The sequence below is a fragment of the Methylophaga sp. UBA3613 genome (genome assembly GCF_002375415.1).
GTDB lineage: Bacteria > Pseudomonadota > Gammaproteobacteria > Nitrosococcales > Methylophagaceae > Methylophaga.
This window is the reverse complement of the sequence record NZ_DFLS01000012.1, coordinates 114078-139173: the sequence shown is the minus strand read 5'-3', so window position 1 is coordinate 139173 and position 25096 is coordinate 114078. Positions and strand designations below refer to the sequence as shown.

General features: G+C 40.7%; 26 protein-coding genes. 6 read left to right on the top strand and 20 right to left on the bottom strand.

Annotation, left to right across the window (positions count from 1 at the left end):
• Positions 1-247: 247 nt before the first annotated feature.
• From B3S93_RS14275 to B3S93_RS14255, 5 genes are all read right to left on the bottom strand, one after another.
• Positions 248-1885: a phosphoethanolamine transferase gene (locus B3S93_RS14275; protein WP_292398567.1), complete on the bottom strand. Its 1638-nt coding sequence runs from the start codon at positions 1883-1885 to the stop codon at positions 248-250.
• Between the two features lie 67 nt (positions 1886-1952).
• Positions 1953-3263, bottom strand: coding sequence for an ATP-binding protein (locus B3S93_RS14270; protein ID WP_292404228.1), 1311 nt, complete (start codon positions 3261-3263; stop codon positions 1953-1955).
• A 58-nt stretch (positions 3264-3321) separates the two neighbouring features.
• Positions 3322-3990 carry a response regulator gene (locus tag B3S93_RS14265; protein ID WP_292404231.1) on the bottom strand — a complete coding sequence of 223 codons (669 nt, stop codon included), beginning with the start codon at positions 3988-3990 and terminating at the stop codon, positions 3322-3324.
• 19 nt (positions 3991-4009) lie between these two features.
• A complete protein-coding gene (locus tag B3S93_RS14260; protein WP_292404234.1) occupies positions 4010-4711 on the bottom strand; it encodes a phosphatase PAP2 family protein in 702 nt (233 codons plus the stop codon).
• Complete coding sequence (locus B3S93_RS14255) at positions 4705-5061, bottom strand: diacylglycerol kinase (protein WP_292404237.1); 357 nt, start codon at positions 5059-5061, stop codon at positions 4705-4707. The genes B3S93_RS14260 and B3S93_RS14255 overlap by 7 nt, the downstream gene beginning before the upstream one ends.
• 153 nt (positions 5062-5214) lie before the next feature.
• Between B3S93_RS14255 and B3S93_RS14250 the strand changes: the two genes are divergently transcribed.
• The 6 genes from B3S93_RS14250 (at position 5215) to B3S93_RS14225 (ending at position 11684) form a co-directional block, all read left to right on the top strand.
• The gene (locus B3S93_RS14250; protein ID WP_292749155.1) at positions 5215-7176 is read left to right on the top strand and encodes an LTA synthase family protein; all 1962 of its coding nucleotides are present in this window, start codon (positions 5215-5217) and stop codon (positions 7174-7176) included.
• A 212-nt stretch (positions 7177-7388) separates the two neighbouring features.
• On the top strand, positions 7389-8063 hold the full coding sequence (locus B3S93_RS14245) for a class I SAM-dependent methyltransferase (RefSeq protein WP_292404243.1): 675 nt from the start codon (positions 7389-7391) through the stop codon (positions 8061-8063).
• Positions 8064-8072: 9 nt separating this feature from the next.
• Positions 8073-8876 (top strand): lipopolysaccharide kinase InaA family protein, encoded by an 804-nt coding sequence (locus tag B3S93_RS14240; RefSeq protein WP_292404246.1) that lies wholly within the window; start codon positions 8073-8075, stop codon positions 8874-8876.
• A 791-nt stretch (positions 8877-9667) separates the two neighbouring features.
• Entirely contained in the window at positions 9668-10861 is a 1194-nt protein-coding gene (locus tag B3S93_RS14235) for a tyrosine-type recombinase/integrase (RefSeq protein WP_292404249.1), read from the top strand.
• A 246-nt stretch (positions 10862-11107) separates the two neighbouring features.
• Positions 11108-11236: a hypothetical protein gene (locus B3S93_RS14230; protein WP_292404252.1), complete on the top strand. Its 129-nt coding sequence runs from the start codon at positions 11108-11110 to the stop codon at positions 11234-11236.
• Positions 11237-11252: 16 nt separating this feature from the next.
• Positions 11253-11684, top strand: coding sequence for a hypothetical protein (locus tag B3S93_RS14225; protein WP_292404254.1), 432 nt, complete (start codon positions 11253-11255; stop codon positions 11682-11684).
• 47 nt (positions 11685-11731) lie between these two features.
• On the opposite strand, the gene B3S93_RS14220 is transcribed toward B3S93_RS14225, so the two are convergent.
• The 15 genes from B3S93_RS14220 to B3S93_RS14150 form a co-directional block, all read right to left on the bottom strand.
• The gene (locus tag B3S93_RS14220) at positions 11732-12172 is read right to left on the bottom strand and encodes a type IV pilus assembly protein FimV (RefSeq protein ID WP_292404256.1); all 441 of its coding nucleotides are present in this window, start codon (positions 12170-12172) and stop codon (positions 11732-11734) included.
• Between the two features lie 5 nt (positions 12173-12177).
• Positions 12178-13140 carry an ATPase, T2SS/T4P/T4SS family gene (locus B3S93_RS14215; RefSeq protein WP_292404258.1) on the bottom strand — a complete coding sequence of 321 codons (963 nt, stop codon included), beginning with the start codon at positions 13138-13140 and terminating at the stop codon, positions 12178-12180.
• 8 nt (positions 13141-13148) lie between these two features.
• Positions 13149-14237: a type II secretion system protein gene (locus B3S93_RS14210; RefSeq protein ID WP_292404261.1), complete on the bottom strand. Its 1089-nt coding sequence runs from the start codon at positions 14235-14237 to the stop codon at positions 13149-13151.
• Positions 14230-14724 (bottom strand): pilus assembly FimT family protein, encoded by a 495-nt coding sequence (locus tag B3S93_RS14205; RefSeq protein WP_292404263.1) that lies wholly within the window; start codon positions 14722-14724, stop codon positions 14230-14232. The genes B3S93_RS14210 and B3S93_RS14205 overlap by 8 nt, the downstream gene beginning before the upstream one ends.
• Entirely contained in the window at positions 14724-15878 is a 1155-nt protein-coding gene (locus B3S93_RS14200) for a hypothetical protein (protein ID WP_292749149.1), read from the bottom strand. The genes B3S93_RS14205 and B3S93_RS14200 overlap by 1 nt, the downstream gene beginning before the upstream one ends.
• Positions 15878-16318, bottom strand: a complete 441-nt coding sequence (locus B3S93_RS14195) for a type II secretion system protein (RefSeq protein WP_292404269.1) — start codon at positions 16316-16318, stop codon at positions 15878-15880. Before B3S93_RS14195 ends, B3S93_RS14200 begins: the two co-directional genes overlap by 1 nt.
• An 18-nt stretch (positions 16319-16336) precedes the next feature.
• The gene (locus B3S93_RS14190) at positions 16337-17971 is read right to left on the bottom strand and encodes a GspE/PulE family protein (RefSeq protein ID WP_292404273.1); all 1635 of its coding nucleotides are present in this window, start codon (positions 17969-17971) and stop codon (positions 16337-16339) included.
• Positions 17972-17976: 5 nt separating this feature from the next.
• Positions 17977-18504: a hypothetical protein gene (locus tag B3S93_RS14185; RefSeq protein WP_292404276.1), complete on the bottom strand. Its 528-nt coding sequence runs from the start codon at positions 18502-18504 to the stop codon at positions 17977-17979.
• 9 nt (positions 18505-18513) lie between these two features.
• Positions 18514-18972 carry a hypothetical protein gene (locus B3S93_RS14180; protein WP_292404279.1) on the bottom strand — a complete coding sequence of 153 codons (459 nt, stop codon included), beginning with the start codon at positions 18970-18972 and terminating at the stop codon, positions 18514-18516.
• Entirely contained in the window at positions 18959-19795 is an 837-nt protein-coding gene (locus B3S93_RS14175; RefSeq protein WP_292404282.1) for a hypothetical protein, read from the bottom strand. Before B3S93_RS14175 ends, B3S93_RS14180 begins: the two co-directional genes overlap by 14 nt.
• Positions 19796-19842: 47 nt before the next feature.
• The gene (locus tag B3S93_RS14170; protein WP_292404285.1) at positions 19843-21510 is read right to left on the bottom strand and encodes a type II secretion system protein GspD; all 1668 of its coding nucleotides are present in this window, start codon (positions 21508-21510) and stop codon (positions 19843-19845) included.
• Positions 21510-22115, bottom strand: coding sequence for a hypothetical protein (locus tag B3S93_RS14165; protein ID WP_292404288.1), 606 nt, complete (start codon positions 22113-22115; stop codon positions 21510-21512). The genes B3S93_RS14170 and B3S93_RS14165 overlap by 1 nt, the downstream gene beginning before the upstream one ends.
• 14 nt (positions 22116-22129) lie before the next feature.
• Entirely contained in the window at positions 22130-22678 is a 549-nt protein-coding gene (locus tag B3S93_RS14160; RefSeq protein WP_292404291.1) for a hypothetical protein, read from the bottom strand.
• Positions 22671-23096 carry a CFI-box-CTERM domain-containing protein gene (locus B3S93_RS14155; protein ID WP_292404294.1) on the bottom strand — a complete coding sequence of 142 codons (426 nt, stop codon included), beginning with the start codon at positions 23094-23096 and terminating at the stop codon, positions 22671-22673. The genes B3S93_RS14160 and B3S93_RS14155 overlap by 8 nt, the downstream gene beginning before the upstream one ends.
• 130 nt (positions 23097-23226) lie before the next feature.
• Entirely contained in the window at positions 23227-25086 is a 1860-nt protein-coding gene (locus tag B3S93_RS14150; RefSeq protein WP_292749144.1) for a hypothetical protein, read from the bottom strand.
• Positions 25087-25096: the final 10 nt, after the last annotated feature.

The following is a 25096-nucleotide window of genomic DNA, read 5'->3' as shown; positions in this document are numbered from 1 at the left end:
TATTCAGACTAATTTTTCCCAGTAGTAAAAGTCAGCCCATGTTTTTGTAGTAAAAGTCGAGCTTAAGCGTGGTTTGATAGTAAAAAAATGTCTTAAAAGACGTGATACTTCTTTTGGGGTATTAAAATTAATATGTAACTATGAGACTTAGTTTGTTGCAATGAATATCTGGATTTTACCGAGATTATTAATGGCATTAAGACTTAGTTAAGATCAGATAGAGCAGAGCATGGTTGTGTCGGATCTATTATCGATTTTCCTTTATATTCATAAGTTCAAGTATCAAGTTAAATAGTAAATCATGGCTTATTGATTTGTCTTTGTTTGCTATCGTATTTTCCCAATCAAAATTATTTTCATGTTTAAAGCTATCAGATAACCAGATTAGCATCGGAACATGTTTTTGGGCTTCAGGAGCAATTCGATAGGGCAAACCGTGGAGATATACACCGTTTTCACCCAAAGATTCACCATGATCAGAAATGTATAAAAGGCCAACATTATATTCAGACTCAAGGGTTTTTAAAGATTCAATAGTCTCAGCAATCAGTTCATCTGTAGCTAAAATACTGTTGTCATAAGCATTAATAATGGCTTGCTGTGAACACTTTTGCAGTTGATTTGTTTCGCATTCAGGGAAAAATTTCTTTTGGCTTACGGTGCTGCGTTTAAAATATTCCGGCCCATGGCTACCTAACTGATGCATCACAATAAATGCATCTTTTGAAGGCGGTATTGAAGCTACTTTTCTTTCAAATGCTGGAATTAATTCCAGATCGCTACATTGCTCACCATCACAATTAATAATATTTTGAGTTAGAATTCGGTCACACATCCCTTTACAACCTGAATTGTTATCCAACCAAGTTACATCAACGCCTGCTCGTTGAAGAATGTCGAGTACATTGTCACTATTTTTGGCTATATCAGCATCATAACTTGCCTGATTAAGGTATGAAAACATGCATGGAACAGAGATAGCTGTTGCCGTTCCGCACGAAGCAACATCACTAAAGTTCACCATTGAATCAGGAGTATTATCTAGCAGTTGCAATAGCTTTGGTGTTGTATTTCTATGATAACCATTGAGAGTGAAATGATCTGCCCTTGCCGTTTCGCCTACGATCATTACAAATAAATTTGGTTTAATTTTATTAATTGGTGTAGTTAACTTTGCATTCAATGCTACCAATTGAAATTCAGTTGGAAAAGCGGAGGCTACTATTTTTTCCCCGACAGAAATACTTGCTGAAATGGCATTGAATGGCACGGCTAGATGCTTAACTTCACGGTGATTTCTAAAAAAGGAAGAAAGTTCTTTGTAGTTAAACTGTAAAAATCCTGCGAGGAGGATAAAAGTTATTATTAGAAGTGTGAGCCATACTTTTAGTTGATGTCCAAAACCTCCCCATTGTATATTCATTTTTTTGTTAATCATGGCAGGTATAAACAAAAACAATACTAAATGAAAAAATAATCCGGTCCCAATCAAGCCTTGAGTTTCATTCCAATCCGTTTCAACCACATTTTGCAGCATATCCTTATCAATGAGGATGCCATACTTCATCATGAAGTAGCTGCTAAAGGCCGAAATAGTAATTAGTATCAGGAGCCAACCTTTTAACAGTCTTTTAAACGAGAATAATGAAACCAATATAAGATTCATCATAAAACTAAGAGCGACTATCTTAAATTGTAGCGATGGCTCAAAAGCGTTAAGTTGATTGAATAAAAAATAAAATATAGGTAAATTGTAAGTAACAGTGATAAATAGTGATGACAAAATTATATATACCCAAGATGGGATTGCTATTGAGTTACTAATCGCTATATAAAATGTATTACTTTGTAAATAAGATGAAGATTTTTTTGCGAGAGATAACATTGTTAAATTCCACTTATAAAGTTATTAACTCCCACTCTATAAGTTGAATCTTAAAAAATGCTTAAATCTAATTTATTGGCAGTATTATTTTTACTTCAAACTGTTCTTTTTGCTGTGTGAAAGTGATTTGGCCTTGATGTAAATCAATAATCATCATTACTATCGATAATCCGAGTCCAGCCCCTGCAATATGCTGGTGCTGGCTATGCCTATAAAAGCGTTCTCCCAAACGATCAGACTCCGTAATAATGTTGTTATTGTTTTTAATTGTAATTAGAACATTATTTTCTGGAGCATTTGTTACTTCAATTTCAACTACTTGTTCTTGCTCTGAATATTTGGCCGCATTATCCAATAAATTTCGCATCACTATTTGCAGTAAAGATGGATCACCATAAACTTCACAATTTCTATCAATCTTAGTTGACCAGCTTACTTTCTCTAGTTGATGGATTGATAGCTGTGACATGCTTTGTTCAAGCAAATCATTCACATTAAGCCTTTGAGGAGCGAGTAGAGAAGACTGCTCAATTCTTGCCATAGCAAGTAATTGATTGACCAGATGAACCATCCTTTTACTGCCAGTATCTATTGCCGAAATTGCTTGTTGTTTTTCTTGTTCGGTTAAATCCGAGTTGAGATTTTGAGCATGTAATTGAAGAATACTTAGCGGTGTTCTAAGTTCATGTGATGCATCGATGATAAATCTTTTTTCTTTATCAAGATAAAGAGTTATCCTTTTTAACAAACCATTAATGGCTACTTGTATTGGTTTTAATTCACTCGGCAAGTTGGTGTGAACTTCAGTTAACTTTTCAGGTTTTTTATCTCTCAACTGTTGGCTTAAGTGACTAAGTGGTCTTAAACTTAGTCCAATAATAAAATAAATTAAAATACTTAATGGAATAATTAATAATAATAAGGGTCGTATTTGCGTTGCCGCCATGTGTCCACTCATTTCACTGCGAACATCTTCTCGCTGAGATGTATAGACCCAAATATCTTCGACAGGATCATACAAACTAAAGGTTATCCATTTATAATTTTTTTCCGCTATTTCATGGAAGCCTTCTGTTTTACTTTGTGCTAAAAAAGAAGTGGCATTTTCTGATAGTAAGATTAACTTTTCATTACGCCATATCTGAAAAGCAATTTTGCTTTCATATTTATGCTCTGGGAACATCCTTTCTTGTGCAGAGGTAAGCTGTTCACCTGTATCAATTCTTGTTGGCACAGGGATTACAATGGGATCTTCAGAAAATTTGTTGGGGTTAACTTTATATAAGGTCCACAATAAGCGTGCAGTTTGAGCAAGCTGGGCATCATAAATCTCGTCCATTTCGTGAAGTGAGTTATGGTACGAAATTGAAGCTGTCATCCCTAATATGATGATCATCAGTAGATTTATACTAACTAACAACCATAATTTGATCGAGTTAAACGTCATATTCTTCTACTAACATATACCCAATTCCTCTTACGGTTCTAAACAAATCATTTGATAGTTTTTTTCTCAGATGATGAATATGAACTTCTGTTGCATTGCTGTCTATGTCACCCTCCCAACCGTAACTTAATTCATCAAGATATTGTCTGCTTAGAATACGATTGGGGTTCATCATAAACTCCTTTAACAAAAGAAATTCTCGTTTTGTTAATATGACGCTCTGACCGTTATATTCACAGTCATGAGTCTGTAAATCTAATCTCAAGCTTGAAATAAATAAAATATCATCCTTTCGTTCAGAACTGCGTCTTACAAGTACCCGAATCCTAGCTTCAATTTCACGGACATCCGTGGGTTTAACTAGGTAATCATCTGCACCATTGTTCAAAGCTGATAACTTAATTTCGATTTGATCTTGTGCTGTTAAGACTAAAATAGGCAATGTATGTCCATTTTTACGTATTGATTTAATTAGTGGAACAGCTGAGCCATCGGGTAAGCCCAGATCCAGAATCAGTAATGCAAACTCACCGTTCAAAAGAGCTTGTTTGGCATGTAATCCAGTCGTGCAGTGTTCCAATTGGTAACCCATACGCTTTAATGCGGTTATGATCCCTAACGCTAATAGCTGATCATCTTCGATTAACAAAATTCGCATTATGTTATTTCCTCACTTATCAAACCATTTCGGCCGTTTTTTGATCGGAATAAAGTAATTTAAAAATGACATAGCTTGAAAACAAACAAATAAATAAAGTTGTGATGTCATGTGAGAGAAAATGTGCTCCCCTTAATTGTTGGCTAAAACCAAAGAGTAAGCCAAAGCCCATGCCGATTCCCAGACCATAATATCGCCAAGCTGGTTTTATCTCTCTCAACATAAAAAATAATGCTACCCAAGCATAACCAATGCTGGCATGGCCGGCGGGGAAACAGTAAGCCATGGGCAGACTGTTGGATCTATGAGCGAATAAGCTTAAATAGGGTCTATCACCACCAAACAACTCTAAACTCCAGGGGCAGTCAATGTCGGTAATAGATTTGAGATAACTGACAGCAACAAATGAGACGATTAATGACAATGTTAGTCCTTGCCATGCTCTAGCCAGGGAGGAGTATTGTTTATGTTTAACAGTGAAAAAAATGGTGATAACTAATACTGATAGCACTGCTATATAATTCAACCATCGGCCACCATCATGTAAAACTTCATTGGTTAGCCAATGTTTTCGTAAAAGCCATTGCTGTCCCTCTAAAGCATAGATATAACCAGCAAGCTTCAGATCTCCTCCAAAATACTCTAGTCCCATCATTAAGCAAAAATACACTAGTAATAGTAGCCAAAAGGTATGGTTCCTATAGATAGCTTGTTTCACCATAAAATAATTAACCACGTCAAAAAAGCCGTAACCAAACTTACAAACACTGCAGCAGAACCAATATCTTTTGCCTTACCACTCAACGTATTAAACTCATGACCAATCCTGTCAACAACGGTTTCTAATGCCGTATTGAGTAGTTCAGCGACAACGATAAAAGCCAAGCTAAAGATCAACATTACTTGCTCAACTGATGTGATATTAAGCAAAAATGTGATTGGCACCAGAAATACAATAAGTAGGAGCTCTTGGCGAATGGCAGCCTCGCTTTCCCAGCTGGCACGTAATCCTTGGTATGAATACTGTGTCGCATAAAACAATCTTTTTAATCCCGTATAGCCCGTCTTCATTTTTTACCTCAACAAAAATTACTAGGCTCATATTATGTTCGATTTCTTAAGCAACGCTTAAGTATTGAAATTTATATTGGCCTCAATTCTTTGCAGCTGACTACTCATATCAGCCAATAAGACGCAGTTAATGCATACGGGAAATATAAATAAATGCTTAAGAATCTAAACCGAACTTGGCTGATATTTGGGCCATATCAATTATTTATCAAAATCATGTTGCTAGGATTGTTCATCCTCTCATTATCGAGAATGGGTTTGGTGGTTTGGCAATGGGATAGAGTTTCGGCTGTCACAGACCTTTGGACCATGTTCAGTCAGGGGGTTAGATCGGATCTGATTATTATGGGAATGTTAATGACTCCCATAGCTCTATTACTACCAATACTTGTTAATCGATGGTTTTGGCCTGTCTCTCGGTGGATATTATTGATATGGAGCGTATTGATCCTGACGTTTATTGTTTTTATGGAGATTTCTACACCCGCTTTTATCACGCAGTATGATCTGAGGCCAAATCGTCTGTTCATTGAATATCTTAAATACCCTCATGAAGTATCTTCAATGCTATGGAACGGTTTCAGGGCTGAAGTTCTGGTAGGGAGTCTGGTAACGATTTTATCAGGTTGGGGCATCACACGATTACTCAAATTACAAATCATCAACTTCAAGTTTGACTGGCCAGAATGGAAGATATGGTTGTTTTGGCCTGTCTTGGTGGTAATCCTAGCTTTGATGATCCGGTCTTCACTCGGACATCGTCCAGCAAATCCAGCATTATTTGCCAGAACTTCAGATGCCATGGTTAATAGTCTTTACATCAATTCGGCATGGTCTGTTTATTTTGCGATTTACAATATGCAGCACGAAGACAAATCCTCAGAGCTTTATGGAAAAATGTCTCATGAAGAAGTCCTTGGCACGTTGAGTCAACTCTATCCATGGATTCCAAATGATTCAGACGCAAAGAATCCTACCATGCATTTTCAACAAGCAACTCAACACCGAGATAAACCACTCAATTTGGTAATAATTCTGGAAGAAAGCATGGGAGCAAGTTATGTTGAATATCTTGGTGGACTGCCGGTAACACCAAATCTCGATCGATTAAAAAACGAAGGTTGGTGGTTTGAACAACTTTATGCAACCGGAACGCGATCTGTTAGGGGTATTGAAGCGGTGGTCAGTGGTTACCTTCCGACTCCTGCTCGAAGCGTTGTTAAATTGTCGTTGGCCCAACAAAACTTTTTCACACTTGGTGGTTTATTAAAACAACAAGGCTACTTTACTGAATTTATTTACGGTGGAGAGTCTCATTTTGACAATATGGCCAGCTTCTTTATTGGCAATGGCTTTGAATCCGTTATTGATGAGCGTGATTTTAAGGATCCAATCTTTACAGGTAGCTGGGGTGTGTCTGATGAAGATTTACTCAATAAAACACATCAGCGTCTTTCGGAGTTAAATGCCAAAAATCAACCATTTTTGAGTTTTGTTTTTACCTCTAGCAATCACACTCCATTTGAATATCCTGATGGTCGTATTCAACCTTATGACCAGCCTAAACAAACGGATAACAACACGGTTAAATATGCTGATTACGCATTAGGAGAGTTTTTTGATAAAGCTAAACTAAGTGATTATTGGGATAACACACTGTTTCTAGTCGTAGCAGACCATACTAATCGGGTTTATGGTGATGACCTAGTGCCAATCTCTGGCTTTCACATTCCGGCAATGATACTAGGAGCAGACACTGAATCTAAGCAGATTAAAACCGTTTCCAGTCAAGTTGATTTAGCTCCCACATTGTTATCTCTAATGGGCATTTCTGCGAATCATCCGATGATTGGACGCGATTTAACCATTGAGTCAGAACAGCTTTCACCTGGCCGCGCCATGATGCAGTTTGCTGACTATTTTGCACTTATGAAGGGGACAGATGTGACGGTTTTAAGGATGGATCAACCAGCGAAATCTGGACAATATGATAGGTTAAAACGACGTATGGAAGTTATCGGCGACGCAAGTGAGTCACAAGAGAAGGAAGCTTTAGCACACTCATTGTTACCTTCTTGGCTATATCGAGAACAACGTTATGGAATCAGTGATTAGCAATACATTAGGTTTCATACTTTAATGGAAAATTTGCAATTACTTATCGACGTAGTTTCTAGATCATGCTCAGGATGTATTTAAAATACGATTCATATGGATATCTTCTAAGTTCAAACTCATCCATTTGGAAACATCGATTAAGTTAAGCCTTTCTTAAGTTTCAAGTCAGACAATACTGCTTCCTTATCAGATTGAGTAAGCGGCCTAATATGTCAGATCAAACGAGCAAAAAACTTGAATTTGCTGAAAAATATACTGAACAACATGCTAAAGCCTATTTCCAGAAACACACAGATGGTTTAGCAAGAAAACTTTCAAACTGGCGTGATCAACAGATCGCCAGAACAGCCTTAAAAATAGCGGGTAATCCGACAAGCGTATTGGATGTCCCGTGTGGCACCGGACGCTTTTGGGATGTGCTGACTGAAAACCCTAAAAGGCATGTCTATGCCTGTGATAACAGTCAGAAAATGATTGATATAGGGCTGCAATATCGCGAAAAACAACTCATTAAGAAAATACATACATTTAAAGCTTCTGCTTTTTCATTACCACTTAGTGACGGTTATGTTGACAATATTTTCTGCATCCGTTTATTGCACCATATTGGTTATTCCGAGGATCGTCTTAAACTATTAAAAGAATTTCACCGTGTAAGTAAATCCACGGTGATTATTTCTCTTTGGGTGGATGGTAACGTTAAAGCCTGGAAACGAAAAAAACTCGAATCGAATCGAACTAAACGCCATTATCAGAACCGTTTTGTCATACCTCAACGGACTATTGAAAAAGAATTCAACGAGGGTGGTTTCACTATAAAAGCCTATCTAGATTTCATCCCGAAATACGCGATGTGGCGAACTTATATTCTCGAAAAAAAATGAGAATATTTCATGTTAAACACTATCAATAGAGTCAGTTTGTTACGCTCGCCCCATAACAAGGACAGTAAAGTTTTTGAAGAACTTTGGCATATTAATTCACCCTGGTTTGAAACACCCAATGTTCGTCGCGGCGGTTGGAGTGGTGTTGTCAAATGTATGATTGATAACTTTGGGAGATCAGAAAAAGTTTTTATCAAGCGGCAAGAAAATCATATGACAAGGACGCTTATACATCCACTTAACGGTATTCCAACTTTTTTGCGTGAATACCATAACATTCAATTACTTCACGCCATAAATATACCAACGTTGGACGTTTTATATTTCGATACAAAAGGCGCCAAAGCTGTTCTAGTTACCAAGGCTTTAGAAGGGTATATCAGTTTGGATAAAATTGAACTTTCAACTTTAGTCCCACAAGACAAAAAAACATTGATATCAAGTATAGCCAAAGTCATCCGCGATTTACATAAACATCACTACCAGCATAATTGTCTCTACCCAAAACACATCATGGTTCGTCAAAGTGCAAATGGTTGGGATGTAAAACTTATCGACCTTGAAAAGTTGAAATATCGTTTAGTGAAAAGCCGGGCAGTCATCCATGATTTAACAACTTTTGTTCGTCATCTAAGTGACATCTGGTCAGGGAGGGATAAGGTAATTTTTTTTCAAGCTTACTTTGAACAGTCGAAAATATCGTGTCAGTCAAAAAATATCATTCATACAGTGTGCAAAAAGATTAAATGGAAAGATGATGCCAGAAAACAATTTGAATCAGCAGAGCACCCCTCACTTGATTCTGATGGCTAGGATATGAACCAGCAGGGGTAGAGCCGTTTTACAAATAATACAAGGGTTATTTAACACTTTTTATTTTATGGGCTGAGATTAGGTGAGGGTGCTGCATTATCTTTTAAGCATGTTAATGTCGAAAACAGAGAAATAAATATGTTAGGGAAACGCAATACAGAACTTAAGGTCTTCATGGATTCAGGAACACAAGCTGCTAAGGGTTTGAATAACAATTCGGGGTGATTGGACGGTACATTATTTTGGCGAATTCTTAAAAACGGAGTCTTATTGAAACGCTAGAAATAGGCAGTAACACCAGCATTAACCCCACATGAGGTGATGATCTATTAACCGTTCAAATAATGGGCGGCAACAGTGATCTACGCAAGACGAGTGAATACGATCTTATGCCTTATGAGTACCGCAGCAACAATGTTGCATTTACCTTTTTAGTAATACATCGGAGCTTTGGACATACTTTAATTACTAAGTTCAGAGCTTAGGACATAGTTTTACTACAAAGAAACATACTTTTAGCCCTGAAAAGGACATGCTTTTACTAAGAATCACACTTCGGACATAGTTTTAATGCAAAGAGACATACTTTTAGTTCTGAAAAGGACATGCTTTTACTAAGAATCTGTACAAGTAAGTGATACAAGAATCACATTCACGCAAGTGATGATCTGACTGACTAACATGCAAAATTTCACCCTGATATAAAATGCAACCTTATTCCAGTAAGGTTGCAATTTAGTAATTTTCGGTTATATTCATTAGAAAATTATGAATGAGAGAATATTTAGAGTATGAGTGAGATTTTAATAGGAGAATTGGTGAAAACGGAGGATGCGAATTTTCCAGTTCTTAATTCAGACATTACTCCTAGCTTAAATAATATCCAAGAGTTCAGTGATGAATGGTTAGCGATACGTTTTCTGTATCAAAAAGATAAATCTGGTCGAGGATTGTCACCAAGAACAATTGAGAGTTACGAGCGAGATCTAAAACGACTACAAATTTTTCTAAATAAAAAAAGAAGAAAAACATTCAGAGAGGCAGATTCAACAGATGCGCAGGATTTTATTCACTGGCTAGAAAACCCAGATGACGAGTTTTGTTCCAGCAAGCGATATAAGCGAACTGACAAGAACTGGAAGCCTTTCATTAAAATGCCCGGTTCAGCATCTAATGGTTTGAGTCGAATTTCTATCCGCCAGCTGAGCGCCACAATATCAAGCTTTTATTCGTGGATGGTGAAGCGAAGATATCTTACTCATAATGTTTTTGGTGAGGAAAAAAATGCTAAGGCAACTAGAATAAAAGTAGAGCGTCATTTACGTGATGACGAAATTAAAGCAGTGAACGATTATCTTGCTGATGTAGATCCGTCCGATGATAAAAAAGCTAGAGTACTTGCAAGACAGAGATGGCTTTGGTTTGCTTATTTCCTGACTGGGCTTCGAATATCAGAGCTATTAACCATAACAGGAAAAGATATTGCTCATAATAACGTTTGGTCTGTAAATGTTATTGGTAAAGGTCGTGTTGAGGCTGAGCCCTTAACACTTCCATCACGTTTTATAAAAGAGTTAATAAAATATAGATCTAGCTTGGGGCTTAATAATATGCCATCAGAGAATGAGCATTTATTGTTAAGCATTAAGGGTACAAAATCAGTTACAGATCGGACATCCGCTCACAGAATATTCAAGTCACTGGTCAGAGATGTTGCAGACTACGTTAAAATTAATGAATTAGGTATTAATAAGGAAATGTTAAATGATTTCCCTGATCCGGTAAGTGTGAAAAATATCAGGAGGTCATCTGCACATTGGCTAAGACACGGATTTGTCACTCAGCTATTCAAAACGACCAGTGATATTGCAACAGTTTCCAAGATGGCCAGGCATATGGATTTGAAAACAACCTCTCAATATAGCCATGCTGAAGCTGAAAAGCAGCAGAAGATTCTGGACCAATTTGCGGACGGGTTCAGATAGTCCAGTATTCGAGGTTTGACACTTTTACACGATGTATCTAATATTTACTTATTCTCTATTTATTTAGAGCACTTTGCCAACCCACTAAGGTGGATGGTGATAACGAAAACCGCACAGCAATAACATTGCATGCGGTTTTTTTGTTTTTGGGCTTTTTATAGCTCAACCCACACGGGACAGATACTTTGTCCCTGTGTGACATTCATATCTGCCCCGTAATTACTTTCTTTTACGAGGGCATTCCCCATGAAAACACTTATTATTTTTATTGCAGCAATGGTGATTATTACTTCCACTTTCGCTGCCGGTACCGCTGATAGCTTTTCAGATATTCAAAGCAAACGTGCTGCTCAAATTGAAGCACAGCTTCCTTAGTCCTGGTTGATCGATTATGGAAAGCACAGATGGATGTTCTGAATATGATGAAGCCTGGTTTACAGAACCTACCGATTCAATGGCCAGCTACTATGAAAGATTGCAAAATAATGTCGAATTGGCCTTAAAGCCACTAGTACCCTATCTTGAAGAACTCAATTCAATCAAATCATATAGCGATTTATTGCTGGTGGATAATGAACTGCTGACGCTCATGGAGTCGTTTGAAATGGCTCGTGTAGAACTGAATGAGGGGTATGACGAGGGTATATTGGCAAGAACAGGAAGTCATCATAAAGATTATTTGGATCTTTATCAGGATGCCCTCCGGCGCCGTGAAACTCCCCGAACTGGCTGCATCTGTTTGAGTGGTGATAGTTTTGATATTCCACCGATTCAAATCATATCGGCATACATACATGATAAAAAGAAAATGCCGACCTTATGAAAAGCATAAGGTCGGCATTATTGTTTAACTCTTTGTCGTTTTTTCTCCTAGGGAGTAACCATTGCGTCGAAGCTGTCTTGACTTGTTGTAAGGGCTTCGATTGTGTCTTCGATTTCATTCTCGATACGGCTTATTTTCTTTTGAATGGAATCAATTCGTGTATTTCTTGTGGGTGTCGAAAATGGGCTACCGGTGGCACTAAGTAATTGCGTGGCATGTTTAGAGCTTGCGTTAGAGGCTGCCGGTTGGGATGGGATTGCCAATTCCATGCTTGGCTTAATGTTTCCGATATCAGCACCCAATAGAGCTGAGTTATTTACATGTATCGCTGCTATCATTTGATGAACCGTTACATCCTGTGCTTTGGTTTTTTCAGCAATCTTCCATAAGCTATCACCGGCTTGAACAGTATAAGTCTGTGCAATAGCTGGGGTGGCCAGCATTGCGGTGAAAAGTATACTTACAAAGCTTCTTAGTATTCTCATCATAAACCTCATTCTGTGGTCCATCGAACTATTTCCTCTACCTGAAGCTGGCCTGAAATCACAAGAGATTTAGCATATTCTGAGAGTGATTTTCTTTTTTGCTGATACATCTCGTGATTTAAACGAGGTAGTGCTGCTGGTCCCTGTGAGAGAATGCTGCGAACTTGTGGAGAAGCATGTAATGTTTCGTAAATACAGTGCGTCTTTCCACTGATACCGTGTACTAAATGTTGACAGATGAATCCCTGTATAGCTTGTGGTAGCAGTTCATCATGTTGCTTATCAAGTAACCCGAACATTCTAGTGACCACTTCATGTATGTTTTCAGCATGTAAGGTTGCAAATACTCGATGTCCAGTTAGACCAGCCTGAATTGCAGCTTCTGCAGTGTTTGGGTGTCGGATCTCACCTATGATTATATTACGTGGGGATTGACGCATTGCCTCATGCACGCCGCCATGAAAACTACCAACATTGATACCTACTTCTCGCTGACAAATAAGTGGATCACTATGGCTGTATTCTATTGGCTCTTCGATCGTGACTGTATCGCCCAATTCACCGCGTTCTGACAAGTAATTAATAAGCGATGCCATCGTGGTTGTCTTACCAGCACCTGTTGGCCCAGCTATAATTATTAATCCGGAACCATTAGTTAGCGAAAGAACTTTGTCTAGCTCAAACCCCAAATCGTCTTGTAAGTGAGGAATGACTGAGGGATTGCGTCGCATTGCACAGCCCCATCCTCGGTCACTATTGAAAATATGGCAACGCCAGCGGTCATCTTTCCACATTACTGAAGTATCGGAAACTTCTACTGTCTGATCTGGACGATGCATCTCCATAATTTCGTTATATAGATTCTTGAGCTCATCCCATGAGTCACCATCCTTTAATATTTCGTGTTTACCAGCACGATTAAGGATTGCGAATTTATCATATAGCTTGATATCGTTAAGTTGGTCTTTCATATTCCGTCTCAAGGTTGTTTCTGACAAGCAAGTAGAGCTACGTTATTAGGTCTTGTTTCTCCACCTTTCAGCCGCATTCTGATTTGCCAACGGTCGCCGCCAGCTCCACCTTCACCCGTAGCTTGCCACGCTGTGTATGCTCCATTCGTTGGCAATCCATATGTGCCAGTTGATCCCCATCCAAGTGTTCCGATATTTCCACGCCTTATTTGGTAATCATTGATATGAGGTGCATTATCAGCTTGATAACTTCCTAGTGTTCTACCTGAATCAAGTCCTTTGCCACGATCTAAAGCACGAATGAATGCACCACGAACATCATAAGTACCGTTTAAACCATTAGACTCAACCCATCCATCTGGGCATGTTGATCGATTGAAGTAGCTAACCATGCTTATAGGTGAGCCCTCAGGTCCTTTCCATTGACCATTTACACAGCTAAGTAAGTTACCGATATTATCTCTTGCTACTAATCCGTTAGTCGCACAGGCTGAGTCTTTCGTCACGATAGAGTTCAATAGAACCATTTCTGTCTCGATTTGGTTAGCCTTTAGAATATTATTGTCGTCTAGATCTAAATCACCGGTCATTGGTCTTGAGCCATCTCTTGGCAGCAAATGTTCAAGAGCTGGAATGACAGCTGGAAGAGGCACAGATACTGTAACAAGGCTGCCTGACACGGTGCTGGAGGGAAGGCCAGCATCTAAAAGCTCGGCATTACCAGCATCTACTGCATCAATTGTGATGATAAATCTTTTGCCCTCTCCTGTAGTGCAACTGGTACTTAAATTAGTACCAAAGGGTGATCGAATGTTAAATCCTTGAAGATAGTTTTCAGTGTCCATAGTAGAAATAGCTGTCGCACAGTTATCTGCTTCACTTGGCCATTCCCCATCCTGTTCTGCTGCAAAGTTCTGAGCTGACTGAAACAGGTCATTAACTTCAGCAACGGTAATGGCAATCCGGTCTTCTTCAAACTTCTGAATGTGCTGATAGGCAAATGGAGCAGCCATAATGCTTATGACCATCATCACAACCAACAGCTCAATTATCGTAAAGCCAGATTGGCTCAATGTTTGAGAACGATATTTAATCATCTGTGGATTCCAAATAGAGGTGACGTTTGTTATAAATTGAAGTGACAACTGATGAGCGATTAACGCCCCTTGGCTTATGGCTAACTAGGAGGATAGTGCTAGCCCCAGAGGACGTTGCGATGGTTTCAAACGGATTGATATCCCGTAGCGGAATAGACACTCTTACAGTGGCATATTGTCCGGTAGTGGTTATTAAGTAGCTCGTTCCCCAATAAGTCTGCAATGGGCTATTTGTTAAGCCCTGCGAGTTTGCTTCATAATTATTGAGTAAAGTAGCAATCTCGCTCGTAGAAGCATCTGTAAAGATATCACCCCCTGGTAATCGTCTCGCGACATCAGCTGATGCAGCAATTGCTTTCATAGTTTCAACTGTGGAAATGACCCTGTGTGACTCCATAATTTCTTTAATCACGGGCATACCCAGTGTGGCTAAGATTGAAAGTAGCACTGTAACTATCAATAATTCGACAAGCGTGTAACCTTTCACTACCCACCACGCGACAGTAGCATTGGGGCATAGAATCCTGCAGCAATCAAAAAAACTGTAAATACAGCTGATATCATGCCAATGTGCAACGCAAGCTTAGAGAAGCGTTTTCCTGTAACGAATATTTCTGTGATTAACATCCCTTTGATACGCACTAATAATTTGTGTCGTGCTTCGTCATGAGCTGCATCGAAAGCTTTCATACCAATAATAAAGCTAGGTGACCAGTATTGAGCGAGTAGGCTTTGAGGGATAGTCGCACCTTGCTCCACACCATCCATAATTGACTCGACAGCTAGTTTATTTGTGCCGCTGTTGTTTTTGGCAATCAAATTAAGGGATTTGTCTGGACTGAAGCCCGACGCAAACAGAGGCATCCAAGCAGCAAGAAAATTTGCTGATCTTCTGGCTTTTAAAAGATCATCTAGTTGTCGCACTCCCCATAAGCCGCGAAATTCTGAGACATTGTTCAAAAGGTAGCGTATTCCAGCCATAGTCCCACCAACTACCAATAAGAAGAGAAGCGTGTGGTCAGTTTGAATTGCCCTTAACTTAACGATAAGGCGTGTTGCATTATTTGCTTTAAGCTGAGGCACGTCGATGATTTGCTGTGCTGGACCTCCAAGTATTAAGCTCAATAGCAAAATGGATGATATTCCGAGGATTAAATAAGTTAGTCCCAGCCTCAAATCCGCGCTGGTGGCTTTTCTCAGCTCAATATCCTGCTGAATGTTTTCAACTGCCATATTAATGGCTTGACTCATACGACCTGACTCTTCACCAGAGCGAACAAGCAACACTACATTACCGTCTACCCCAAAAAGCTCTAAATAATCTGATATTCGTGAGGCGTGTTCTATTCTGGGATCTTGCATGTGCTTCTTCAGAAAAGGAGTACTTACTGCAATTTCAGTAATGCCTTGAGTTATATCGGCACCTGAGTCAACCAGCGTTGCGACTTGAGCAACAAGAAGTAATTGTTCTTCAGGCTTAAGTTTGTTTGAACCAATCTTTAATCCAAACGGTATTTCCCAGGAGCCTTCTATTGCATCCTCAAGCCCAGGCTGCTCAAGAAGAGCAACCTGATGTTCTGCTTCCATTAAGGTAAGGCGAGTGCTGCCATCCAAATGTCGAAATTTAACAACGAATTGCATTATGGCATTACCAATTCAACTGTTACGTTTGAGCCAGAATAAGAGGCATTATTAATATGCTCAACTTCAGATGAATTTAGACGTGTTGCTAAATTTGTACCATCTTCATCATCTGGTACCGGCATAGAGATATTGAAGGTGTTGCCGGCTACACTAACCGTCCAGGCCGTATCCCAAGCAGTCTGGTCGCTTAAACCATAACGCGTTAGTTCTGCTTTGTCACAGTTACCGTAGCCACGATTGATGCGGTAGCACTGAGTAACTGCTGAAAGAAAATCACGTTCAACAAAGTAGGTAGCCACGTCCACATTCGCACCGCCTACCCATGCGTTAAAACCGCGCATACCTATGGTGCCAAGGATGGCCAATACAGTAACGACAATCATGAGCTCGATTAATGTGAAGCCTTTTTGGGCTTTTTGTTTAAGATTTATGTTCATTTACTTTTTCCTTAAAAATTAGAGCAGGTTGGTTTCACGGCCATAAGTGAAATGTTGGCCATAGCTCGCAAGCGGAGAAAGCCTGGCTTCTAGTTCACTGATAGTTGTTGTTCCTCGGCGGACCATGTTGATACCGTTGTCCCACATGGTTGAGTATTGGTGGTTGCGGTGCTTCTCTTCGATAACATTTGCAGATGTACCTTCAAGAATTTGATTTTGTGTCCATGGGTCGATAATCATCAGCTCAGAAACTAGACTTCGACCTGAGTAACCTCCATCACATTTGGAACAGCCTTTATGGTCTGCAACCTTAATGGGCTCACCAAGTTGAGGTGCACCACGTAGGCTTGAGTACTTTTCAGCAACACCAGTATTCTGTCCAAACTCTTCTTCTGTGGAGCACTCTTTACAAACATTTCTCACCATTCGCTGTGCTGATATTGCAAGCAAAGAATCGGCAAGGGTTGATGGATTAACACCCATATTTGTCAATCGACTAATGGTTTGAACCGCGCTATTGGTATGCATCGTGGCAAGAACCAAGTGACCGGTCATGGAGGCTTCAATTGCAAGATTCGTGGTTTCAAGGTCGCGAAGCTCACCCACGAGAATTACATCCGGGTCTTGACGAAGTTTTGTTCTTAAACCTTCAGCGAATGTCATACCAGCTTGATTATTTATCTGGGTCTGATTGATGCCTGGTAATTCAACCTCGACAGGATCTTCTAATGTTTGAATGGAATCCCCAGGTCGTAATTCCTGGATTAGCTGGAGCATGGCGTATAGCGTTGTTGTTTTACCACTACCAGTGGGACCGGTGACTATTACTAATCCTTTTGGAGAACGGCAAAGGGTCTTTAGGGTTTCATACTCAACCTTCGGAAAACCAATGTCTTTGAGCTGCCTTTGCTGGCCTGTTGGGTTCAATAACCGCATAACAAAATAGAAATAGGGGTCACCGCCACTCATTACTGGTGATGCAGCTAGACGTACCTGTATGTCTTTATCCTTCCAGAGATAGTTAAACTTTAAATCAAGTGGTTTAGTTGGCTTCCCACCGATTTTTCCAGCCCGTCCAAGCAATTTGTTCGACCAATCCTGATACTCATCCATACTGATTTTATGTTGATATGGTTTGATTACACCATCCGAGCGAAACTGTATTGATAAATGTTTACGGGTGCGTGGTGAAACATGGATATCACTGGCACCTACTTCTAAGGCGCTTTCGATCATTTCATTAATGCTTTTATCTAGCTCGGTTTTGCTGGCAGCTTGGGTTAATGTAATAGTGGAAGTGCCTATTAAAATGCCGGTTTTGCTAAAGTTGACTTTCCCTTTAGCCTGTTCTTCGAGCATTTCTTCAATTGTGTGCCCATAAGGGTTCACAATGTATAAGGTATTGTTTGCAATGCCCCATCCAGCACCTTCGTGTTCAAACTCACCATCATCAATGCTGTAGATAGGTTTATTACTTAATTGAGAGAAAGCCGTAGCTATATCTTTGGTAGAGACGCCCTCTTCAATCAGTGAGTGATAGATCGCTTCGTCAGACTCTGGTATTGGCCAATGTGATGATTTTATTAAGTCTGTAACGCCTTGAGATATAAGCTTTTCTAATATGCGTTGAAATAGTTCAGTTGTTCCAGTCATAGTAATCACCAATTTAAAACTAAGGTTTTGGAATTAGAGTTTCCGGAGTGTTTAATGCGTACTTTTGAGGCATCTATATGGGTAATAACCCACTCTCCAACTGTTTCTCCGACAAGGGCCCATTGAGTCTCACCAGAATATTTAAGTTTTGCACTATCATTCTGGATCGCTTCTAACGTAGGACTTACGCTAGATTTGCTTTTTATTCCTTCAAGTGAAAATGAACTCTCTTCCAGTGATGTAGCAAGAAGGGGGGCTTGGCTATCTATCTCAGTCGATAGATCATTGAGATGGTCTTGCCGGATATCTAAATCAGCTTCGCGACAATCAATCCCCATTTCATGGCAGTCTCTGATAAGCATTGCTTGAGAGTGCTTCAGTTCGAGAATTTCTTTTTGCTTTCTGAGCTCTGTTAATGCCTGTTCATGTCGAATTTGATCAGCTGTTAATCCTGTTTGGTTTTCAGCAGAAATAGGCTGGGTAAAGGAGATAAGTATTCCTGGTAGCAATAATGTAAGTATTTTTTTTCTCATAACGACCTCTTAGTTTTCTAATTCCGAACCTAACGCTGCGAAGCTCAGGCCAATTACTTCATTGTCTATGGCTGCAGCACCAAAAATTACAGGAACCACTTTCTGAATCTCTATCGCTGCCATTGCCACATTTCTGCTGTTTCCCTGAATCACGCCATACCAGGGTGTTCCTCCAGGTATATCTGAGTCGAGAATGCCCGCATCTTTGGCTTGTTTGAGGGGGGAGACTTTCACGCCATGCGTACTGGCGATTACAGTTATTGAGTGCCAGATGTTTGGAAGCAGTGGTAGATCAGCTTTTTGGCTGACAATTTCTACTTGATCATTAATCTGTGATATTTGCCGTTGTAGATTTTCTATACTTGGATATTCTCTGGAAGCGTTTCCCGTGATTATGTAAAAAGCAGCAAGCATTGAAGAAACTAAAATAATTGCAATATTTCTAATGATTGGATTAGTACGCTTCATCGTTCACCCATTGGATAATCGTTGTGTTAGCTGAAATGCGCTTTGACTGTATTCCCATATCTGCCAGCATGCTTAACCTGGCTCTTGTGTCGCGAGAATCCTCAACTTCAATTGCAATTGGCTGGTTAGGAAGTAAATTAATCTCGCCAGAAATATTGCTGCCTGTGAATGCATTAGTTACCTGATAAAGGCTAGATAAGGCTTTTGTTTGTGACGGCCAGTTTTCAAGTTTTTGACGATTAACAGAAGCAAGAGCTTGTTCAGCGATGTGAAGTTCAGTGTTTACTTTGCTGAATTCCTTCATGTGTGATTTATGGTGATGTGCTAGGCCCGTATCCACTAGAAGGGCAAGTCCACTCACCAAGGCTACGGCTAGAAAACCTTGTTGCTGTGCTTTCTTTTTAACCAGTACTGCTGCAGCAATACGTTCTTTGTGTGTCAATAATGGAGTGTCTGGCAATTTAAGGTCAGAAATACTGACGGTGATCTCTTCACCGTCAGCAACTGTTATTCCTTCTTGGATCGCAGGCCCAGGTAGACGTTGTAATTCGTCATGAAACAGTGAGCCTGTATGCAGAAGCCCTTCATGGCTATATAAGTAATAGCCAAAATCTTTGCTTTCAGTCGTAAAGATGTATTGCAAACGCTTGCTGGTATCAATCAACCCTGATGCAATTAAAGACTGCCAGAAACCATATACCGGTATTTTCGGATGTGCATCGCGAGTTTCACGCAGAGCTTGCTCTTCGTACCAGACTTTGAGACTGCCTTGCTCTTGACTGGTGTATTTATCGTTTGTCGAACCCCCTAATACGTCACGCATCAGGATGCACGTGCTTCCTTCAATTGAGATTGGAGTATTGACGGATATCATGCGCCCACTTCCTGTGGAGTGATGACAATGAGCAGTTCGCTGTCTTCTTGCTCGAACTTAGCTCCACCCAGAGCTTTGGCAAGTAATTCATTTTTAATTGGTAGTCTTTGAGTGTTTTGCAGAACTCTATTTATGATCAGACCACCAAGATAAATTGGTGTGCCACTGGTTGTAATGACCTGTGTTGCAAGCTCTTGAAGAGCAATATTTGGCGTTTCAAATACTTCACCACCAGAACTGATTGGAGTAAATCCAGTGATTGTGCTCAGTATCGGAACAATATCGACTAGAATTTTGCCGTCATCCAGCATCTTAGGTGTAACAGCGATTTTGATACCTACATTGACACGTGAAAGTGTTGTAGTGATTGCAGTGTCTGATGCTACATTGCCATCTCCGCCAGCAGTTAACGGCAAAAATTCAACACCTGAAACAAATGAGAATTCCTGTGTAGATCCTAAATAGGCTGTATATCCGTTTGTTACAGTTAATCGTGGTTGGCTTTGAAGCGTGACACTGCCTTGCTCTCTCAAAGATTCGACAATCGCATTCAATGTCAGATTACCAAATGGGATTGATGCCGCTACTGACCAGTTACCACCGTCTAAAATGGACAGTGCTTGTGTAGTTTCACCAGCAAAGGATACGGTTTTGTCTCCATCACTATTTTGGTAAATGGCATTCCAGTCAACACCATATCCCTCACCTCGGCTAGTTTTAATATCTAAGATGGCACCAGACAGATGTACTTGTCTTTGGCTATCTGTTTCAAGCTTTGAGAAATGTTCATCAAGGCGTCTAATTTGGCTTGGTTTTCCGTATGCTGTGATTTTACCTAGCCTTTTATTGCCTACTACCCATGGCGTGTCAAAGTAAGGATTCATCTCATCATCGAGTGCTTTGCTATAGTTATTTAAAAAAGCTATAGGATCATCGCCCTCTTCAAGTTGTGGCACTAAAGTATTCTGATTGCTGCCATTACTAGTGTTTGAGCTGGACTCACCGTCCTCTATAAGTCCCAGAATTCGTTGGGCATCTTCAATTAATGATGTCCACGTATCATCTTCACGTGTCGTAACAATATTGGTACCGCTTGCACTTTGTGTTTGGCCTTGACTGGATTCTCCACCTCCAGCATTCCCACCCATAGCACCAGAACCGCCACCAGATGATCGCTGTGTTGTTGCTGAGAAGCCAGAACGCGTAATGGCTTCTGGCATATCAGATAGAGCAGCCATATCCCAAGATTGAGTCATGGTTGAGGCCACCTGGAGAATCACGCCATCACTATTTTGGAGAACGTCTATTTTGTAATCGGTTGTACCTTCAATTTGACGAATATAGTCAGTAATGCGTGAGTTTTGTGCTCTCACACCTATTTTCATGGCCAGATTTACACCAGAATCGAGCGCCACGATGTTCGCTGTTGTCAGTGCTGAGGGATGTGTTAATGCATCTATCAATGCAATACGTGGCTGATTGATAGTGACGGTTTCATCCAAGATCTGTTTCCGTGATGTGGTGATACTGACGTAGTTGCTAGTTCTGGGTGCTAACTGCTGAGTACGTGGAATGTTTTCAATCTGCGTTGTTTCAACAGGTTTTTCTGGTGGCATAGCACACGCTGTCAGACTGATCATGCCGGCGATAACTAATTTCTTCATTATTTCTTGCCTCCGTGAGTCACGACAATCAGTGGTTTAGGCTTCATATTTCTGTATGCGAGATAGGTCAGCCCTTGTGGCTCAAGAATGTCCTTAAGCGCCTGTGCATAACTGGTTTCACCCGAAAAGCTGATAAGCGTACTTTCGATGCTTTTGTCGATTTGCAGGTCTACAACCCAGCCAGGTGGGGTTAATGTGCGAATACTGGAAGGTAATGAACGGTCACGAAAAGAAACCTGTATTTCATCATTCAGCTCACGTAGAGGTAGGTCAGCTACCGTCTTTTTCGGCTCAGGAGCTTTAACCTGCTTCTCTGCAAGGCCTGTTGCTACTGCTGTTCTTGGCGGGACAACATATTTGTCTGCTTTGCTCGCAATGATTTTTGCAGTAGTCGTTTCACCTGCTGGTGATTTTGATGTTTCAGCCTTACCTGCATAATCTTTACTTACCAGCTTGGGCAATATGTTCTTTGGAGGTTCTTGCAATTTTGCTGTGAGTCGGACGCGATTATCAGCGTACTTAGCACTGTCTTCTGTTGGCATTAACACATCAGCGTTAGCACCAGATGCAATTAGTAGTGGCAGTAAAAGCAGTTTTGCTTTCATGATTTCTCCTATGATTACTGGCGGCCTGAAAACTGCCAATTGTCGCAATTAATTTGTTGAGGGCAGCTTATGCACATTGCTTTGTGCTGGGCATTTGAGGGTGTTGCTTTACCATTCAAGAGCGCCTGAGTTCTATCGAACTCTTCGATGACTTGTGTTTCGTTAAGAAGGTTTCGTTTGATATATTGGACACCATCAGGCGTAACCACCCTGAAATAGGCATAGTCAGCCATTTTCATGCCTATACGGGTCAAGATGACTCGGTATACCGATACCTGAACAATGTCTTTGAGGAATACTTGATGCTTATCACGGGTTTTACTGTCCACCAGCACATGTAGTCCAGACATGACCCTGTATAACTGGTCCAATGTGCCATGCATTTTCCGAGGCACTTCCGTGCGAATGTAGTATTCAGAACGAATTAGCTGACCATCAGAAAGCTCGGTAGGCATACGTTCTTTTAGAATGAATTTACGACGCTGTTCACGTCTTCTGGCATCAATCCCGTACAGAGACAGGATGAGCAAGCAAACAATAGCGAGATAATAGGCTTCAGCCATGGATGCTCACCTTTTTAAAGATCCAATTGATAATGGGTTTCATGAATTTTCTGACCAAAGGGTAGCGTTTCATCAAACACACAATCGTTGGCGAGAGTTCGTAATAGGCACTGGTAAATATCCGGCCTAAGTAGCTTTTTTGAAGACATCTGTCACGGAACAGTCTTAGCTGCTCTGTCTCTTTGGCAACAGGGCCATAAAGCTCGGTAGCAATGAAACACCGATTATCTCGATTTGAACCATAGCGTTGTGCTTCAAGGTGATGTCGAAGATGTTCTTCGTCTCCTCTTTCACGTCGCTGTTTTTGAACGTCAGTTTCATGCCGACCATATTGCTCATCGAGCACGAGCTGCTTTTCACAGAAGCTGCGCTGAGCAATCTTGGTTGCTGAGAGTAAACCTTTGGCCTTTTTCTTCATGGCTCGCATTAAAAAAGGTTTAAGGCTTTGCCTCAATGAATAACCGGATATTGGTCCGAGCCGGTTATAAAAAAAACCCCCCTTTCGGGGGTCTAACAGTTGGTACTACTAGCTATGAAGCTATTTTGCGTTAGGCAGCAAGTAATGTCGTTTCAAGTAGTGAGAAGGTTGCTTCCGCAAGCTCTCCCACGTGCTCAATACATACATGCTTATTACCAAACAAGGCTGACATCATCTTCTCGCGAACGTCGATGCCAATGCCGTATACCTCAATGCCACCTTGTCTCAAGTCATTTACCGTCTTGATACAGTCTTGCATGTCATCAGGAGCACCATCAGTCACCACAAAAAGTATTTTTCGTTCTTCTTTTTGAGCAACCAGGTTATCCCCTGACCAGATCAAAGCAGGAAGCAACGGAGTGCAACCTTCGACTTGGACTTCTGGGTAATACCCAGCTGTTTGATTCATCGTTTGATCTTGTCTTGTCAAAACAGTCACAGCCGTGCCCATTGAACCGGGAAACATTGCTGCACCTACTGACAAGTGAGGTACATTTTTCATTGCAGCAGTTAGTGACAATGTAGATCTTGCAGCCATCGCTATGCCTTCACGCATAGAACCTGACCTATCAAGCAAAACCTGTACTGCCGTATTAACTGCTTTCTTGCGACTGGCCGACTTAAACACCGATAAATTTCCTGACTTTATACGATGTAGTTTTCGGTCATTCAGCCTGCGCCCATTTCGTGAAGTCTTTCGCTTCACTTTGGTCTGGGATTGAACCAGTTGGACAAGTCTGGAACGCAATGCAGCTGTTGCTGCTTGAGCTTCATCAAGTGCCTTTTGATGATCGCCAGGTGATGTTAAATCAGTAATGTGAGTTGGTTTCATGCTAACAGCGTGATTTCCACGCTCATTTGCCGCCTCTTGAATCTCATCTTTGATGAGTTGTTCAAATGCATCACTGATATCACCTGGCAAATCCCTTGAGTCACTTTCTGATGTGCCCAGAATGTCTTTCATGGCTTGCACGACTGCATCAAATGCTTCTTGTGACATATCCCCCGCTGAACTGGAGGATTGACCGTTACCGGTGTCACTGTCTGCATCTAATGTGTCGTCGCTGGACGCTGTACTTGCATTTGATGATGGATCATCATTTGCATCGTTATCACCTTGGCTTGATTGCATATCGCTATCATCACCTTGTGCATCATCGTCCCCTTGATCTGAACCTTGATCGGAATCATCGCCATCACCGGTTTGCTGGTCATGGTTCTGATCAGATGTCTGATCTTGATCTTGTGAATCATCGCCAGCGTATTGCTGCTGGCTTTGATTACTGTTTTGTGATGGTGCGGTGCGTTGACTCTCCTCTTCCAGTATTTGGGCAACTTCGCGAGCAAGCTCAACGATTTCACCTTCATTCTTGGTGCCAGAAACCCTGGCTAAAACACTATTAATCCGTGTCATTGCCAGTGGCGTCATATAGCCTTCGAGAAATGTCTGCGCGGTTTGAGCATGGTCATCTAAAGCGGATTGACCAAGCACGCGTGCACGCCCTTTGTGAAGCAAATACCCACATAACGCTCCAGCTGGTGAAGTATCAGTAGTGACTGGCTCAAAGAATCCATTATGGACAAGCTTTTGAACTAAGTTCGCAAGCTTTTTATGCGCGCCCGGATAATCCCGGATAATGCACTTCTCCATTCGGATGTCTTCCATGATCCCGCTCAGCTTTCTCTCTATTGGAGATAACTTGGCGTAATCAATACTGAAGTCGCTGTAACGTATGTGTCCTGCTTCGTGAATGATAAAGCCAAGTCCCAGTATTTCTACACCGGGATCATCCAAGGGCAAAGACGGTAAATAAATAACATTTCCGTCTGTCCGAGGATGACCAGCATCCACTTCCACACGAACACCCATGTTGCGCCCCAGTGCCTTTGCGACAATGGGGAGTGATTTAACCAAAGTTGATTGGCTCATAACATACTCC

Coding starts and splice junctions, on each gene's coding strand:
- B3S93_RS14150 (WP_292749144.1), bottom strand. CDS start 25,086: ATGAGCCAATCAACTTTGGTTAAATCACTCCCCATTGTCGCAAAGGCA.
- B3S93_RS14185 (WP_292404276.1), bottom strand. CDS start 18,504: ATGAGAAAAAAAATACTTACATTATTGCTACCAGGAATACTTATCTCC.
- B3S93_RS14195 (WP_292404269.1), bottom strand. CDS start 16,318: ATGAACATAAATCTTAAACAAAAAGCCCAAAAAGGCTTCACATTAATC.
- B3S93_RS14220 (WP_292404256.1), bottom strand. CDS start 12,172: ATGATGAGAATACTAAGAAGCTTTGTAAGTATACTTTTCACCGCAATG.
- B3S93_RS14215 (WP_292404258.1), bottom strand. CDS start 13,140: ATGAAAGACCAACTTAACGATATCAAGCTATATGATAAATTCGCAATC.
- B3S93_RS14275 (WP_292398567.1), bottom strand. CDS start 1,885: ATGTTATCTCTCGCAAAAAAATCTTCATCTTATTTACAAAGTAATACA.
- B3S93_RS14155 (WP_292404294.1), bottom strand. CDS start 23,096: ATGAAGAAAAAGGCCAAAGGTTTACTCTCAGCAACCAAGATTGCTCAG.
- B3S93_RS14180 (WP_292404279.1), bottom strand. CDS start 18,972: ATGAAGCGTACTAATCCAATCATTAGAAATATTGCAATTATTTTAGTT.
- B3S93_RS14260 (WP_292404234.1), bottom strand. CDS start 4,711: ATGGTGAAACAAGCTATCTATAGGAACCATACCTTTTGGCTACTATTA.
- B3S93_RS14265 (WP_292404231.1), bottom strand. CDS start 3,990: ATGCGAATTTTGTTAATCGAAGATGATCAGCTATTAGCGTTAGGGATC.
- B3S93_RS14190 (WP_292404273.1), bottom strand. CDS start 17,971: ATGACTGGAACAACTGAACTATTTCAACGCATATTAGAAAAGCTTATA.
- B3S93_RS14230 (WP_292404252.1), top strand. CDS start 11,108: ATGAAAACACTTATTATTTTTATTGCAGCAATGGTGATTATTACTTCC.
- B3S93_RS14165 (WP_292404288.1), bottom strand. CDS start 22,115: ATGAAAGCAAAACTGCTTTTACTGCCACTACTAATTGCATCTGGTGCT.
- B3S93_RS14200 (WP_292749149.1), bottom strand. CDS start 15,878: ATGCAATTCGTTGTTAAATTTCGACATTTGGATGGCAGCACTCGCCTT.
- B3S93_RS14255 (WP_292404237.1), bottom strand. CDS start 5,061: ATGAAGACGGGCTATACGGGATTAAAAAGATTGTTTTATGCGACACAG.
- B3S93_RS14170 (WP_292404285.1), bottom strand. CDS start 21,510: ATGAAGAAATTAGTTATCGCCGGCATGATCAGTCTGACAGCGTGTGCT.
- B3S93_RS14240 (WP_292404246.1), top strand. CDS start 8,073: ATGTTAAACACTATCAATAGAGTCAGTTTGTTACGCTCGCCCCATAAC.
- B3S93_RS14160 (WP_292404291.1), bottom strand. CDS start 22,678: ATGGCTGAAGCCTATTATCTCGCTATTGTTTGCTTGCTCATCCTGTCT.
- B3S93_RS14235 (WP_292404249.1), top strand. CDS start 9,668: ATGAGTGAGATTTTAATAGGAGAATTGGTGAAAACGGAGGATGCGAAT.
- B3S93_RS14245 (WP_292404243.1), top strand. CDS start 7,389: ATGTCAGATCAAACGAGCAAAAAACTTGAATTTGCTGAAAAATATACT.
- B3S93_RS14250 (WP_292749155.1), top strand. CDS start 5,215: ATGCTTAAGAATCTAAACCGAACTTGGCTGATATTTGGGCCATATCAA.
- B3S93_RS14210 (WP_292404261.1), bottom strand. CDS start 14,237: ATGATTAAATATCGTTCTCAAACATTGAGCCAATCTGGCTTTACGATA.
- B3S93_RS14175 (WP_292404282.1), bottom strand. CDS start 19,795: ATGCGTGACGTATTAGGGGGTTCGACAAACGATAAATACACCAGTCAA.
- B3S93_RS14225 (WP_292404254.1), top strand. CDS start 11,253: ATGGAAAGCACAGATGGATGTTCTGAATATGATGAAGCCTGGTTTACA.
- B3S93_RS14270 (WP_292404228.1), bottom strand. CDS start 3,263: ATGACAGCTTCAATTTCGTACCATAACTCACTTCACGAAATGGACGAG.